The following is a 14,720-nucleotide window of genomic DNA, read 5'->3' as shown; positions in this document are numbered from 1 at the left end:
GCGTACCGAGATCGTCACAGGAGCCGCTCCTGTGCATCGACTGTCACTCGTGACCCGTAGGCTGTACGCCACTCATGGCGTGACACAGGAACGGGGCAGGGGTGTCTTCGGGGGCGAACGAAAGCACGGACGGGGTCGGTCGGCTGCTTGCCGGGCGCTATCGCGTTGTGGCCCAGCTCGGGCGCGGCGGTATGGGCGTCGTCTGGCGGGCTCTCGACGAGGTCCTGGGCCGTGAGGTCGCGGTCAAGGAACTGCGGACGTACACCGACGCCGGAGGGCCCGAACTGGCCGACCTGGGGCGCAGGATGCAGCGCGAAGCGCGCGCGGCGGCCCGCGTGCGCCACCCCGGAGTCATCGCCGTGCACGACGTCGCCGAGGTCGACGGGCGCCCGCTGATCGTCATGGAGCTGGTCGACGGGCCCTCCCTGGACGACGTCCTACGTGAGGAGGGTCCCCGCGAACCGGGCGAGGCCGCCGAGATCGGCGCCAAGGTCATGGACGCCCTGGCCGCCGCCCACCGCGCCGGAGTCCTGCACCGCGACGTGAAGCCCGGCAACATCCTGCTCGACCGCTCCGGCCGCGTGGTCCTCACCGACTTCGGCATCGCGACGATGGAGGACCCCGGTGACGGCGCCACCACGCATCTCACCCGAAGCGGTGAACTGGTGGGCTCTCTGGACTACTTGGCGCCCGAGCGCGCCCAGGGCCACGACTTCGGGCCCGCCTCCGACGTGTGGGCCCTGGGCGCCACGCTGTACGCGGCCGTCGAAGGCACCTCACCCTTCCGCCGTACGTCGACCTGGTCCACGCTCACCGCGATCGTGTCCGACCCGCTGCCCGAGCCACGCGCCTCCGGGCCGCTGGCCCCCGTACTGCAAGAACTCATGCAGAAGCAGCCGGAGGACCGGCCGGACGCCGACCGCGCACGCGAACTGCTGGAAGCGGTGGCACAGGCGGCCGGTCAGGACTCCGCGACCACCAACCTGGGCGGACCCGCGGCGAAGCAACGCGAGGCCGCCGAGCGGAGCGCCCCGGCGGTCCCGCCCGGCTTCGGGCCGCCGGGCTCGGCCGCACCGGGCCCCGCAGCGCCACAGCCCCAAGGTGAGACCACCACCTCCGACTCCGGCGGCGGCTCCCGGCCTCGTAAGGCCCGAGCCCTTCTCGCCGCCGCCGCAGTCACCGCCGTCCTGGCCGCGACCGGCGTCACCGTGGCCCTGCTGACCAACACCGACGACTCCGAGAAATCCGCGCGGCCTTCGGCCTCCCAGGAAGCCGGCGACTCCCCGACCTCGGCGGACCCCGGCCCCGGCACGCTGAAGCCGTCCGACGACCCCGACCCCACAGAGCAGGGCGACAAGCAGACCTCGCCCACGCCCGCGCCCGGGAAGCCGGAGCGTACGGAGCCCGCCGAGCCGACGAAGAAGGACCCCGCCCCCGCGCCGAGCGCCACCGACGACGGCGGCTCCACAGGCGGCGGCAACTCGGGCGGCACGAGTGGCGGCGGAGGCGGCGCTGAGCCCGCCTCCGGCTGCGAGTCCATCGGCGGCGGCAAGTACAACTGCGACGTCTGGCGCACCGCCACGTCCTACACCGCGGACGGGACCGAGGTCGGCACCCTGAACGCGGGCATCAACTACTTCTACTGCCAGCAGAACCTGGGCCGCCGCGAGACCCACGGCGAGTGGACCAACATCTGGTGGGCGAAGACCGACGACGACAGCGGCAACAAAGACGTCTTCATCAGCGACGTCTACATCAAGGGCGGCGACAACGATCAACCGGTGCCGGGACTGCCGCTCTGCTGAGCGCGTACGTACTTCTCCAGACCGGAGGCCGTCGTCCACCCCAACTCGGCGAACAGCCGGGTGCCGCGCATGCACAGGGCCAGGTCGCCGCGCGACCGGGCGCAGAACTCCTCGGGAGTGGAGCCGAACAGAGCCCTCAACCGCGGTGATTCGGCGAGGAGTTCGGTGAGCAGCGCATGCTCGCCGGGATGCGTGCGCGGGGTTCCGGAGCCGTCCTGGAGGACGCCCCGCCGGTTCACGTAGAGATGTGCGCTGTCGAGCAGCTCGCCCGACTCCAGCTCGACGGGAACGTCGGCAGCGGGCAGCAGGACACGGTCGTACGGACCGGACGGCGAGGTGACGCCCTCGCTCCGGTCGATCGCGTCGAGCTGCGCCGGGTTCAGCCAGGTGAGGAACAACTCGCGGGTGAGTCCGGGAGCACGGAAGGGGGAGGCGGACACGTAACCGAGCCCGGTGATGTGCGCGGAGACGCCGATCTCGATGCCTGTGACCTTCGCCTTCACCAAGGGGAGGGGCGCGGTGATCCCGTACTCCCGCAGCTTGTGGCGGAGTTGGGCGGGGCAGGCGTTGGAGCCGACGGCGAGGACCGGGACGCGGTCCTCGAAGGTGAGGCGGGTCAGCGGCAACAGCCGGTCGCCGTCCAGGAGTCCGGACTCCTCGGGCCAGGCGCCCGGATAGGTCAGGGGGTGGTCGCGTGGGGCCTCGGCGAGGCCGAGTGCCGTCAGGGTGCGGTGATCCGGATGGGGCATGGGTCAGCTCGCCGGGGGCAGTTCGCCCGAGCCGCGGGTGATCAGCCTGGTCGGGAGTTCGACGCGCTCCGGGAGGGCGAGTGTGCCGTCGAGGCGGTGGAAGAGGCGCTCGGCGGCCGTGCGGCCGAGCTGGGCGGAGTCTTGGGCGATCACGGTGACGCCGGGCTGGAGGAGATCGGCGAGTTCGATGTCGTCGAAACCGACGAGGGCGACGGGCCGGGAGTGTTCGGCGAGGACGCGGACGACGGTGACCGTCACACGGTTGTTGCCCGTGAAGATCGCGGTGACTGGAGAGGGCCCCGACAGCATCGCCTCGGCGGCTTGGCGGACCCGTTGCGGATCGGTGATGCCCAGGGACGTCCAGGCCTCCTCGACCGGGATGCCCGCGGCGTCCATGGCGGTGCGATAGCCGCGCAGCCGCTCGGCGGCGGTGTGGATGCGGGGCATGTCGCCGATGAAGCCGATCCGGCGATGCCCGTGGGCGATGAGATGGGCGACGCCGTCGCGTGCACCGCCGAAGTTGTCGGACAGGACGACATCCGCGTCGATCTGGCCGGCGGGGCGGTCCACGAAGACCGTGGCGACGCCCGCTTTTATCTCCGGCTCCAGATAGCGGTGGTCGTCACCGGCCGGGATCACGACGAGCCCGTCCACCCGGCGCGCGCACAGCGCCAGCACCAACTCCTGCTCGCGGTCCGGGTCTTCGGCGCTGGAACCGTTGATCAGCAGGGCGCCGTGGGCGCGGGCCACCTCCTCGACCGCGCGGCTGAGCGGGCCGTAGAACGGGTCGGAGAGATCCTCCAGGACCAGGCCGATGCTCGCCGTACGTCCCTTGCGCAGCACCCGCGCGCTGTCGTTGCGGCGAAAGCCCAGCGCGTCGATCGCCTCCTGCACCCGGCGCTCGGTGTCCGGGGTGACCCCGGGCTCACCGTTGACTACGCGCGACACCGTCTTGAGGCCGACTCCGGCACGCGCCGCGACGTCTTTCATGGTCGGACGGTTGCCGTAGCGGTTGTCGGTTCGGCGGGCGGTCTCGGCCACGATGCGCTGTCCTGTCCTGTTGTCCACGGGGTGCGTTGGTCCTGACGTGCTCTACTGCGTACTCAGTGCGTGGTCAATGCGTGGTTGTTCCGTGCTCATACGGATGTGGCGTCGAGCATAGGGCCTGGACAACGTTGTCAGATGCGGGAGACACTATCCCCCGCATTCTCCGGCCCGCCCTGCTACGGGACCAGTCGTGCTGCCTGACGTCGAGGCCAGTCGTGCTGCCTGTTCCAACGGCCGGGGTCAAGGGGGGACATCCCTGGTAAGACTTCGGGGGCGCCGCCGCCGCGGCCGCCGCAGGAACGACACCGCACCGGGAGAAGCAGACACAAATGCACACCGACCTCGTGGCCGCGCTCGACATCGGCGGCACCAAGATCGCCGGAGCCCTGGTGGACGGCCAAGGCCGGATCCTCCTGCGCGCGCAGCGCGCCACGCCCGCACAGGAGGACGGCGACACCATCATGGGGGCCGTCGAGGCGGTGCTCGGCGAGATCACCGGCTCGCCGCTGTGGAGCCGCGCCACCGCCCTCGGCATCGGCAGCGCGGGCCCGGTGGACGCCTCGAAGGGCACGGTGAGCCCCGTGAACATCCCGGGCTGGCGCGACTATCCGCTGGTCGAGCGGGTCCGCGCCGCCACCGGAGGGCTGCCCGTGGAGCTGATCGGCGATGGCGTGGCGATCACCGCCGCCGAGCACTGGCAGGGCGCCGCCCGCGGGCACGACAACGCGCTGTGCATGGTCGTCTCCACCGGCGTCGGCGGCGGTCTGGTCCTGGGTGGCCGACTGCATCCGGGGCCCACGGGCAACGCCGGCCACATCGGTCACATCAGCGTGGACCTCGACGGCGACCTCTGCCCGTGCGGTTCCCGCGGTTGCGTGGAGCGCATCGCGAGCGGGCCGAACATCGCGCGCCGCGCCATCGAGGGCGGCTGGCAGCCCGGCCCCGACGGCGACACCTCGGCCGCCGCGGTGGCCGCCGCCGCCCGCGCGGGCGACCCGGTGGCTCTGGCCTCCTTCGAGCGCGCCGCCCAGGCCCTGGCCGCGGGTATCGCCGCGACGGCGAACCTGGTGGAGATCGACATCGCGGTGATCGGCGGGGGAGTGGGCAAGGCGGGCGACCTCCTGTTCACGCCCCTGCGCGCCGCCCTGCGCGACTACGCGACGCTGTCGTTCGCCCAGCGCCTCACCGTGGCGCCCGCCCAGATGGGGACGGACGCCGGCCTGGTCGGCGCCGCGGCGGCCGCGCTCAGCCGGAGGCCGAGCGCGACAGCGGCGGGGGTGGGAGGCTGACGCCGCGCCGCGCGGGATCCCGTACGAGCGGCTTGGCCGAACAGTGCGGCGGTCAGCACAAGGCAGCGCTTGCCGCGTCGACCGGGCCCGGCTCGGCCGAACGGAGCGCGGCGGTCAGCCTGCCCGCATCGGCCTAACCGGCTGCCTCCAGGGCGAGTTCGGCGGCGGCCGGGTGCTCGGCCCCCTTGGTGTCGGCCGAGATGCGGACGAGAACCGTGCCGTGCGCCGGTACGGTCGCCGTGATCGCGCCCGTCGTGGTGTCGCTCTTGTGCTGCCACAGGTCGCGCACCGTGTACGCAGCGGCCTCCGGCAGCCCGACGGCCCGCGCGGACGTGGCGATGCGCTGAGGGCTGCCCGTCTCGTTGAACAGGGCCACCGCGCGGCTGCCGTCCTTCATCTCCTTGGCGACGACCCAGCGCCCGCCCTCGGAGGACACGACCACGCCCTGCTTGCCCAGCGGGTCCTGATCGACCGCGATGACCTCCTCGTTGCCGAGGATGTCGAAGGTCTCCTCGGACACCGACCGCAGATCGGAGCCGATGAGCAGCGGCGCGGCCATGATCGACCACATCGAGAAGTGCGTGCGGTACTCCGTGTCCGTCATCCCGCCGTTGCCGACCTCCAGCATGTCGGGGTCGTTCCAGTGCCCGGGACCGGCGTGCTCGGCGAGCGGCAAGTTCTTCTTCATGATCGACAGCATCGAGCCCCAGTTGTCACTGATGTCGCCGGTCGTACGCCACAGATGCCCGACGTCCGCCGCCCACTCCCAGGGCCTGTTCTCGCCCCACTCGCAGATGCTGTAGACGATGGGGCGCCCCGTCTTCTCGGAGGCGGCCTTCAGGGCGTCACGCATGGTCGTGTAGCGCTGCTTGGCGTCCACGCCTTGGTTGTTGCAGTTGTCGTACTTGAGGTAGTCGACGCCCCAGTCCGCGAACTGCTGGGCATCGCTGTACTCGTGGCCCAGTGCACCGGGGAAACCGGCGGTGTTGCACGTCTTGGTGCCGGCGCTGGTGTAGATGCCGAGCTTGAGTCCCTTGGAGTGGACGTAGTCCGCAACTGCCTTGATTCCGTTGGGGAAACGGACCGGGTCCGGCACCAACTTGCCGTTCGCGTCGCGCTCTGGACGCGCCCAGCAGTCGTCCAGGTTGACGTACTGATAGCCGGCGTCCTTGAGCCCCTTCTCGACGAAGATGTCGGCGATACCCTTGACCATCGACTCGTCGAACTCGGCCCGGCAGTGCGTGGCGTTCCAGTTGTTGAAGCCCATCGGCGGGGTGCGGGCCTGCCCGTCGTCGAGGAGGGGGCCGGCTGCGTCGGTGTCGCCTGGGACCTGTGCCGCGACAGAGGCAGTGAGCCCGCTCGTGCACAGGACGGCCGTGGCGAGCGCTCCGAGCACTCTTCGTCGGGTGGTGCGGGTTGGGAGATGACGCATCGTTACGTTCCTCCGTACTCGCGAAAGATGGGTGACTACCGGGGTGGAAGTCGTCGGCGGCGCTCACGGTAGGCCGCGTCGAACCATGTTGGAAGAGCGGACCGTGTGGGAAGAAGGGCTGACCGTGACTCATGCGCCGTTTCGCAGTTGAGTCGGGCATGAAGAAGCGAAGCATGCTCGCCGTCGCGTCCCTCGCCGCCGGATTCGTGGTGGCGGCCGTCACCCCGTCCCACTCACTCGAAGGCGACGCCCTCGGCAAGCTCGACGTACAGGACACGCTCAGCACGCTGGACAAGACGGTCGGAGAGGGCAAGGCGGCCGTCAACCCCGTGGTGGAGAACACTCAGCAGCAGAAGGGCTGAGTCAACTGCGGCTCCCCGGGGCCGTATCTCGACATCTCAGTAGCCCGACATCCCGATAGCTCGGCATATCGACATCTCGATGTCCCGACAAGAAGCCCGGCCCGCCCACGGCCGGGCTTCCGCATGTGTACGACCCGGTGCCAGGCCTTGTCTCCAAGGCGGCGGAAGGCGCACTCATCAGGACCTGGTTTCCGTGGCAAGGTGGAGGGCAAGCCTCAGGGGGTCAACAGAAGAGGGGGAACCGTGACCGTCGTTTGGATCAACGGCGCGTTCGGTGCGGGGAAGACCACCACCGCACGGGAACTGATCGACCTGATCCCGAACAGCACACTCTTCGACCCCGAGCTCATCGGAGCCGGGCTGACGCACATGCTGCCGCCCAAGCACCTCGCCGAGGTCGGTGACTACCAGGACCTGCCCATCTGGCGCCGGCTCGTGGTCGACACCGCGGCCGCGCTGCTCGCCGAACTCGGCGGCGTCCTGGTGGTACCCATGACCCTGCTCCGGCAGGAATACCGCGACGAGATCTTCGGCGGACTCGCCTCCCGCAGGATTCCCGTACGGCATGTGCTCCTCGCCCCGGCGGAAACGATCCTGCGGGAACGAATAGCCGACCGCGAAGTGCCACCCGACCTGCCCGACGGGGAGATACGGGTGCGCCAGTGGTCGTACGACCACATCGAGCCCTACCGTGCCGCCCTGGCCGGCTGGCTCACCGCCGACGCCCATCTCGTGGACACCAGCACACTCACCCCGTACGAGTCCGCGGAACGCATCGCCGACGCCGTGCGCACCGGCGCCGTCCCCGTCTGCGACATCGTGCAGACCCCGGAGCCCACCGCCGAGACCGTCGCCGCCGGGGTGCTCCTCTTCGACGAGCAGAATCGCGTACTCCTCGTCGATCCCACGTACAAGGCGGGCTGGGAGTTCCCCGGCGGTGTCGTCGAACGCGGCGAGGCACCCGCACGCGCGGGCATCCGCGAGGTCGCCGAGGAGACCGGCATCCAACTCGACGACGTACCAAGCCTGTTGGTCGTCGACTGGGAGCCGCCCGCACCCCCCGGCTACGGCGGACTGCGCCTCCTCTTCGACGGAGGACAGCTCGACAGCACCGAGGCCCGGCGGATGCTGCTGCCGGGCCCCGAACTGCGCGACTGGCGCTTCGCCAGCGAGGAGGAGGCCGCCACCCTGCTGCCACCGGTCCGCTACGAGCGGCTGCGCTGGGCATTGCGCGCACGGGAACGGGGAGCGGCGCTCTATCTGGAGGCCGGCGTGCCCGTGGGATAAGTCCTCATCCAGCGCTCGCCAACTCGCTCAGCCAGCCGCGTAGTTGCGCAGGAACAGCGCCTCGGCGACCGACAGGCGCTCCAGCTCCTCAGGAGACACGCTCTCGTTCACCGCGTGAATCTGGGCCTCCGGCTCGCTCAGGCCGATCAGCAGGATTTCGGCGCTCGGGTAGAGGGACGCGAGGGTGTTGCACAGCGGGATCGAGCCACCCTGCCCGGCGTACTGCATCTCCGCCCCGTCGTACGCGACGCGCATCGCCTCGGCCATCGCCGCGTACGCCGGGCTGGAGGTGTCGGCGCGGAATGCCTGGCCCTGGCCGATCTGCTCGGTGCTCACCCGCGCGCCCCACGGCGTGTGCGCCTCCAGGTGGGCCTGGAGCAGCTTGGTCGCCTCGGCCGCGTCCACGCCCGGCGGCACCCGCAGGCTGACCAGGGCGCGGGCGCCCGCCTGCACGGACGGGGTGGCGCCGACCACCGGCGGGCAGTCGATGCCGAGCACGGTTACAGCGGGACGCGCCCAGATACGGTCGGCCACCGTGCCGGAGCCGATCAGCTCGACGCCCTCGAGCACCTTGGCGTCCTCGCGGAACTGGCCTTCCTCGTACTGCAGGCCGTCCCAGCGCGCCTCGCCCGTCAGCCCGTCGACCGTCGTGGAACCGTCCTCGGCGCGCAGCGAGTCCAGTACGCGGATCAGCGCGGCCAGCGCGTCGGGCGCCGCGCCGCCGAACTGCCCCGAGTGAAGATTGCCGCCGAGGGTGTCGATCCGGACCCGTACGAGGGTCATGCCGCGCAGCGCCGTCGTGACCGTCGGCACGCCGACCCTGAAGTTGCCGGCGTCACCGATGATGATCGTGTCGGCGGCGAGCAACTCCGGGTGGTCCTCCGCGTACCGCTCGAGTCCGCCCGTGCCCTGCTCCTCCGAACCCTCCGCGATCACCTTGACGTTGACCGGGACGCCACCGTTCGCCTTGAGCGCGCGCAACGCGAGGAGGTGCATGATGACGCCGCCCTTGCAGTCGGCGGCGCCCCGCCCGTACCAGCGGCCCTCGCGCTCCGTCAGCTCGAACGGCGGTGTCACCCACGCCGTTTCGTCGAGCGGCGGCTGCACGTCGTAGTGCGCGTACAGCAGCACCGTCTTCGCGCCCTCGGGACCGGGCAGGAAGCCGTACACCGACTGCGTGCCGTCCGGGGTGTCGAGCAGCGCCACATCCTGGAAACCCTCGGAACGCAGCGCCTCGGCCACCCAGTTCGCGGCGCCCTCACTCTCACTCCGGGGGAACTGGTCGAAGTCCGCCACCGACTTGAAGGCCACCAGCTCGGTGAGCTCCGCCTTCGCCCTGGGCATCAGCGAGGCGACGGTCTCGGCGACCGGGTTCGACGACATGGGCACGCTCCTCGTAGGTGCGACGTTGTGCGGCTGGGTACGTGTGGTTGGTACGTGTGGGATGCACGCGCGTACGGGTGCGCCTCGTGCATACGCTGCCGATACTCCCACAGCGGTCTGCCCCGGGGCCCGCCGTAGGATGCGGGAGGCAGGAGCGGCAGGCGGCTGGATCGGAGCAGCGGACCATCGTGAGCAGCGAGAACTCTTCGGGCGACGCACAGCGGGTATGGGATGTCGTCGTGGTCGGTGCGGGCCCCGCGGGCGCATCGGCGGCCTATGCGGCAGCGGTCGCGGGGCGCCGCGTGCTCCTGCTGGAGAAGGCGGAGCTGCCCCGCTACAAGACGTGCGGCGGCGGCATCATCGGCCCCTCGCGCGATGCCCTGCCGCCCGGCTTCGAGCTGCCGCTGCGGGACCGGGTGCACGCGGTCACGTTCTCGCTCGACGGCAGGTTCACCCGCACCCGCCGCTCCAAGCAGATGCTCTTCGGGCTCATCAACCGGCCCGAGTTCGACCAGCGGCTCGTCGAGCACGCGCAGAAGGCGGGCGCCGAACTGCGCACCGGCGTCACGGTCGCACGCGTGGAACAGCACGGCTCCGCCGTACCGGACCGGCGCACCGTGGCCGTCGTACTGCAGGACGGCGAGACCGTGCTGGCGCGGGCCGTGGTCGGCGCGGACGGCAGCGCCAGCCGGATAGGAGCCCACGTCGGGGTGAAGCTCGACCAGGTCGACCTCGGCCTGGAGGCGGAGATCCCCGTACCGGAGACCGTCGCCGAGGACTGGAAGGGGCGCGTCCTCATCGACTGGGGCCCCATGCCCGGCAGTTACGGCTGGGTGTTCCCCAAGGGCGACACCCTCACCGTCGGCGTGATCTCGGCGCGTGGTGAAGGGGCCGCCACCAAGCGGTACTTGGAGGACTTCATCGCCCGGCTGGGGCTCGCGGGCTTCGAGCCGAGCATCTCCTCGGGGCATTTGACCCGCTGCCGCGCCGACGACTCGCCCCTTTCGCGCGGGCGGGTGCTGGTGTGCGGGGACGCGGCGGGGCTGCTCGAGCCGTGGACCCGCGAGGGCATCTCGTTCGCGCTGCGGTCGGGGCGGCTCGCGGGGGAGTGGGCGGTACGGATCTCCGAGGCGAACGACGCCGTGGACACCCGGCGCCAGGCCTTGAATTACGCCTTCGCCATCAAGGCGGGGCTGGGCGTCGAGATGAGCGTGGGAAAGCGCCTGCTCATGGTCTTCGCACGCCGGCCCGGCATGTTCCACGCGGCGCTCACGGGCTTCAGGCCGGCCTGGAAGGCGTTCACGGGGATCACCCGCGGGGCGACCTCGCTCGGTGAGATCGTCCGTACGCATCCCCTGGCCGGGCGCGCCCTGAGCTCACTCGACCGCTGACCTGACCAGGACCGCCGGGCGGGGTTCAGCTCTTGACGGTGATCCGGAAGACGGGGTGGTTGCGCGCGGCGGCGAGCAGTTCCTCGTCGCTGGACTTGGCCGTGACGTCACCGAAGAAACGGCCGACCTCCCAGCCCCACTTCTTGAGGTAGGTGCGCAGCACGACGGGCTTCTCCTCGTCGGGCAGCTCAACGGCCGTGAACTCCCGCGTCTTGCGGCCCACTTGGAGCTGCCCGCCGCCGGCCGCCCGCAGATTGCGCACCCACTCGGAGTGGCCGCGCGCCGAGACGAGGTACGGGCCGCCCTCGTACGGGAGCGGGTTGACGGGTACGCGCCGCCACTCGCCGCTCTTGCGTCCGCGGACGGAGAGTTCGGCGCTGCCGACGAGGCTGAGGCCGCGGCGGGCGAGCCAGCCGATGAAGCGGTTCATGCCGGCCTCGAAGCCGCCGGGCTTGATGTAGTGCTGCTGTGCGGTCACGGGGTCCCCCAGTGGTTGAGATCGGTTGCGAGAGCACTGCTCTCGCTTGAGAGCAGTGTGCACGAGATCGGTGGTCCAAAGCAAGAGCAGTGCTCTCGAATGTGTGCACCGCTCTTGGAGGTGAGTGCCGCTCTCGGGCTCGATTCCTGCTCTCTGAGTTGAGCGCTGCTCTCGAAGCTGGAGTACTGATCTCGGGGTGGAGCACTGCTCTCGGACCTGGGCGTTGATCTCGCGGCAGAGCGTTGATCTCGGTCCGGGGCGTTGCGTCACCGCGAGAGCGTCGATCCAAATTCAGAGCACCGCTCACGTTTGTGTGCAGTGCTCCGAATTCATGGCACACTGCCCGGCATGAGTACCGCCCGAGGAGCTCGCGCCCGAGCCAGGACCGAAGTCACCGCGGCCATCAAGGACGAGGCGCGCAGACAGCTCGCGAAGGAAGGCGCCGCCAAGCTCTCGCTGCGGGCTGTGGCCCGCGAACTCGGCATGGTCTCCTCCGCGTTGTACCGCTACTTCCCCAGCCGCGACGACCTGTTGACCGCCCTCATCATCGACGCCTACGACTCGCTCGGACAGACCGCGGAGGCCGCGCACGAGAAGGTCGCCGACGTCGGCCCGATCCGGCGCTGGGCAGTGGTGTGCGAGGCGGTGCGCGGCTGGGCGCTCGCGCATCCGCACGAGTACGCGTTGATCTACGGTTCGCCCGTGCCCGGATACGCCGCCCCCGACTCGACCGTGCCGGCGGCGTCCCGGGTCGCGTTGCTGTTCGTCGAGATCGTCCGCGACGCGCACCGGGGCGTGGGCGTCGCCCTGCCCCGCCTGCCAGCCGAACTCAAGCCGGAGGCACGGCGGTTGGCCCAGGACCTCGCCCCCGATCTGCCGCCGGAGGTGGTGACGGCCTTCGTCGCCGCCTGGGCCCAGCTGTTCGGGCTGATCGGCTTCGAGCTGTTCGGCCAGTTCAACCGCGTGGTGGAGGACCGCGAAGCCTTCTTCCGGCACGCCGCCGCTCAACTCGGCCATGGCGTCGGCCTGGTGTTCCCTCAGGACACTGGCACGGGAGGAGCCGGAGACGGCAGCAAGTCGGGGGCCTGACGCAGGATGCCCGGGATCGCCCTCGTGGCGATGTAAGGGGGAGTAGCCGCGAACAGAGGCGGTACTTCCCCGGGAGTACGTCTGATCGCCACGCTCGGCGGACGCCCGGACCGGCCGACGCGTCTAGCGTGGCTGGCATGGAAGAGCAGCGCACACGCCTGTGCGGCGGTTCGCCCTGGGCGCGCGGTGGGCCCCCGTGGCGATGGCGGCACGGCACGCCGTGGTGGAACGACGGCGACGACGAGGCGGCGGAGCGCCGGCCGCGCTGGCCGTGGCGTTCGACGCTGCTGATCACCGTGTTCGTGCAGGTCGGCAGTAACTTCGCCGCCGAGGCGCAGGAGGGTGTGCGCGAGCCCTTCGGCCTGTTCGCCCGGGCATTGTTGCTTGTGGGCACCCTGCTGCTCCTGTGGCGGCATCGGTATCCGGTGCTGGTGGTGTTCGGTGTCGCGGTGTCGGCGCTCTTCTACTTCGGGGCCGGTTATCCGTACGGCCCGATCTTCCTGACCATCGCGCTCGCCTGCTTCAGCGCGGTTGTCGCCGGGCATCGGCGTGCGGCCTGGGCGGCGCTCGGCCTGCTGTGGGTGGCCCATCTGCTGGAGGGGCACTGGCTCTATCAGTGGCTGCCGCCGGACGGCGACACGGTGGGCGACTGGGGCGAGGACGTCTCGGTCGCCATCTGGATGGTGGCCATCGCCGCCGTCTCCGAACTCGTCCGCGTACGCCGTGAGCAGTGGGGACGGGAGCGTACGGAACGTCTGCAGGCGGCCCGGCGGCGCGCCGACGAGGAGCGGCTGCGGATCGCCCGCGAACTGCACGACGTGCTGGCGCACAGCATCTCCGTCATCAACGTCCAAGCGGGCACGGGCCTCGCACTGCTCGACTCCGACCCGGAACAGGCCCGTACCGCCCTCACCACCATCAAGGCGGCGAGCAAGGAGGCGCTGGGGGAGGTACGCCAGGTGCTCGACACCCTCCGCACGCCCGGCGACGCGCCGCGTACGCCGGCGCCCGGACTCTCCCGGCTGCCCGAACTCGTCGAGCAGGCGGCGAGCGCCGGACTGACCGTCGGCGTCGAGACCGAGGGGAAGCGGCGGGCCCTGCCGCCGGGTGCCGATCTCGCCGCCTTCCGGATCGTGCAGGAGGCGCTGACCAATGTCGTACGGCACTCAGGGTCGCGGCACGCGCGCGTGCTGCTCCGCTACGAGAACGACGCCCTGAAGCTCCGTATCGACGACGACGGACCGGCGACCGGTGCCGACGCGGGCGGCAGCGGAAACGGGCTGGCCGGAATGCGGGAGCGGGCCGCGGCCCTGGGTGGCACGATCGAGGCCGGGCCGCGCGAGGACGGCGGTTTCCGGGTGCTGGCCGTGCTGCCGCTCGAGCACAAAGCCAAGCTCGCCGAACTCAAGGAGGACCGGTGATCCGCGTACTGCTTGCCGACGACCAGTCACTGGTTCGCGCAGGCTTCAAGGCGCTCCTCGACGCACAGAAGGACATCGAGGTGGCCGGAGAGGCAGCCGACGGCGAGGAGGCGCTGCGCAAAGTGCGCGAACTGCGCCCCGATGTCGTCCTGATGGACATCCGTATGCCCGTGCTCGACGGTCTCGAAGCGACCCGCCGCATCACGGAGGACGCCGGCCTGCACGACATCAAGGTGGTCATGCTCACCACCTTCGAGCTCGACGAGTACGTCTTCGAAGCCATCCGTTCCGGGGCCTCCGGCTTTCTCGTCAAGGACACCGAACCGGACGAACTCCTGCGCGCGGTCAGGGCGGTGGTCGAAGGCGACGCGCTGCTCTCGCCCGGCGTGACACGGCGGCTGATCGCCGAGTTCGCGGCCCGGTCCAAGGAGCCGACCGCCGCTCAGTCGCTCGCCGAACTCACCGAGCGGGAGCGGGAAGTGATGGCCCTGGTGGGCATCGGGCTGTCCAACGACGAGATCGCGCGCCGGCTGGTCGTCAGTCCGCTCACGGCGAAGACCCATGTGAGCCGCACGATGGTGAAGCTGGGCGCCCGCGACCGGGCCCAACTGGTCGTACTCGCCTACGAGTCGGGCTTGGTGCGGCCGGGCTGGCTGGGCTGAGACCCACGCCCGAAACGGACCAGCACACTGACCACCCGTACGAAGAAGACCAGGACCGCGAGGCAGGTCCCGGCCATGAGCAGCAGGTCTTCGGCGCCGGCAGGGAGCTCGAAGACCAGCGCCGGACCGGCTATGGCCCCGAAGACGAGGGCGGCCGCGACCGCAGCACTCGCCAGTGCGTAGCCGATCTCGACGGTCATCGCGTCCCGCTCGGCCTGAGTGCGCCGTCCCCCGCTGTTCCCCATGTGCCGAAGTGTCACAGCAGAGCGCCCGGCGGGCAAGAACAGCCCGCCGGGCGCGCGTAGTTGCGTAGAGGGAAGGGGGG

At 70.7% G+C, this 14,720-nt stretch carries 13 protein-coding genes and 1 pseudogene; 8 read left to right on the top strand and 6 right to left on the bottom strand.

The annotated features are described in order from the left end of the window. Window positions 1-101 precede the first annotated feature (101 nt). Window positions 102-1,805, top strand: a complete 1,704-nt coding sequence (locus tag ACQEVY_RS02005; RefSeq protein ID WP_432944125.1) for a serine/threonine-protein kinase — start codon at window positions 102-104, stop codon at window positions 1,803-1,805. On the opposite strand, the gene ACQEVY_RS02000 is transcribed toward ACQEVY_RS02005, so the two are convergent. Together ACQEVY_RS02000 and ACQEVY_RS01995 are read right to left on the bottom strand one after the other, a co-directional pair. Then, window positions 1,775-2,554, bottom strand: a complete 780-nt coding sequence (locus ACQEVY_RS02000; RefSeq protein WP_432944123.1) for a hypothetical protein — start codon at window positions 2,552-2,554, stop codon at window positions 1,775-1,777. The genes ACQEVY_RS02005 and ACQEVY_RS02000 overlap by 31 nt on opposite strands. A gap of 3 nt (window positions 2,555-2,557) precedes the next feature. Further along, a complete protein-coding gene (locus ACQEVY_RS01995; protein WP_432944121.1) occupies window positions 2,558-3,622 on the bottom strand; it encodes a LacI family DNA-binding transcriptional regulator in 1,065 nt (354 codons plus the stop codon). Window positions 3,623-3,930: 308 nt separating this feature from the next. Between ACQEVY_RS01995 and ACQEVY_RS01990 the strand changes: the two genes are divergently transcribed. Next, window positions 3,931-4,890: an ROK family protein gene (locus ACQEVY_RS01990; protein ID WP_432944119.1), complete on the top strand. Its 960-nt coding sequence runs from the start codon at window positions 3,931-3,933 to the stop codon at window positions 4,888-4,890. A gap of 139 nt (window positions 4,891-5,029) precedes the next feature. Here ACQEVY_RS01990 and ACQEVY_RS01985 read toward each other — a convergent pair. Beyond that, window positions 5,030-6,322, bottom strand: a pseudogene (locus ACQEVY_RS01985) (glycoside hydrolase family 27 protein); the annotation flags it as partial. 158 nt (window positions 6,323-6,480) lie between these two features. Here ACQEVY_RS01985 and ACQEVY_RS01980 point away from each other — a divergent pair. Both ACQEVY_RS01980 and ACQEVY_RS01975 read left to right on the top strand, forming a co-directional pair. Further along, complete coding sequence (locus ACQEVY_RS01980; protein ID WP_432944117.1) at window positions 6,481-6,684, top strand: hypothetical protein; 204 nt, start codon at window positions 6,481-6,483, stop codon at window positions 6,682-6,684. A 243-nt stretch (window positions 6,685-6,927) separates the two neighbouring features. Then, on the top strand, window positions 6,928-7,971 hold the full coding sequence (locus ACQEVY_RS01975; RefSeq protein WP_328766292.1) for an NUDIX hydrolase: 1,044 nt from the start codon (window positions 6,928-6,930) through the stop codon (window positions 7,969-7,971). A 27-nt stretch (window positions 7,972-7,998) separates the two neighbouring features. On the opposite strand, the gene ACQEVY_RS01970 is transcribed toward ACQEVY_RS01975, so the two are convergent. Next, window positions 7,999-9,354 carry a dipeptidase gene (locus ACQEVY_RS01970; RefSeq protein WP_432944114.1) on the bottom strand — a complete coding sequence of 452 codons (1,356 nt, stop codon included), beginning with the start codon at window positions 9,352-9,354 and terminating at the stop codon, window positions 7,999-8,001. Between the two features lie 188 nt (window positions 9,355-9,542). On the opposite strand from ACQEVY_RS01970, the gene ACQEVY_RS01965 reads away from it, so the two are divergent. After that, on the top strand, window positions 9,543-10,745 hold the full coding sequence (locus ACQEVY_RS01965) for a geranylgeranyl reductase family protein (protein WP_432944112.1): 1,203 nt from the start codon (window positions 9,543-9,545) through the stop codon (window positions 10,743-10,745). A 25-nt stretch (window positions 10,746-10,770) separates the two neighbouring features. Here ACQEVY_RS01965 and ACQEVY_RS01960 read toward each other — a convergent pair whose 3' ends face one another. After that, window positions 10,771-11,175: a nitroreductase family deazaflavin-dependent oxidoreductase gene (locus ACQEVY_RS01960; protein WP_432955022.1), complete on the bottom strand. Its 405-nt coding sequence runs from the start codon at window positions 11,173-11,175 to the stop codon at window positions 10,771-10,773. Between the two features lie 396 nt (window positions 11,176-11,571). Between ACQEVY_RS01960 and ACQEVY_RS01955 the strand changes: the two genes are divergently transcribed. The 3 genes from ACQEVY_RS01955 to ACQEVY_RS01945 all read left to right on the top strand — a co-directional run bounded on the left by ACQEVY_RS01955 (window position 11,572) and on the right by ACQEVY_RS01945 (window position 14,395). Next, window positions 11,572-12,312: a TetR/AcrR family transcriptional regulator gene (locus tag ACQEVY_RS01955; protein ID WP_432944110.1), complete on the top strand. Its 741-nt coding sequence runs from the start codon at window positions 11,572-11,574 to the stop codon at window positions 12,310-12,312. A gap of 128 nt (window positions 12,313-12,440) precedes the next feature. Beyond that, window positions 12,441-13,733, top strand: a complete 1,293-nt coding sequence (locus ACQEVY_RS01950; protein WP_432944108.1) for a sensor histidine kinase — start codon at window positions 12,441-12,443, stop codon at window positions 13,731-13,733. Further along, window positions 13,730-14,395, top strand: a complete 666-nt coding sequence (locus ACQEVY_RS01945) for a response regulator (RefSeq protein ID WP_432944105.1) — start codon at window positions 13,730-13,732, stop codon at window positions 14,393-14,395. Before ACQEVY_RS01950 ends, ACQEVY_RS01945 begins: the two co-directional genes overlap by 4 nt. Here ACQEVY_RS01945 and ACQEVY_RS01940 read toward each other — a convergent pair. After that, entirely contained in the window at window positions 14,356-14,640 is a 285-nt protein-coding gene (locus ACQEVY_RS01940; protein ID WP_432944103.1) for a DUF6332 family protein, read from the bottom strand. The two genes, ACQEVY_RS01945 and ACQEVY_RS01940, sit on opposite strands and share 40 nt — an antisense overlap. Window positions 14,641-14,720 lie beyond the last annotated feature (80 nt).

The organism is Streptomyces sp. CA-288835 (assembly GCF_050936385.1).
Taxonomy (GTDB): Bacteria; Actinomycetota; Actinomycetes; order Streptomycetales; family Streptomycetaceae; genus Streptomyces.
Note: the sequence above shows the minus strand (reverse complement) of the source record. Positions and strands in the feature narration are given on the sequence as shown.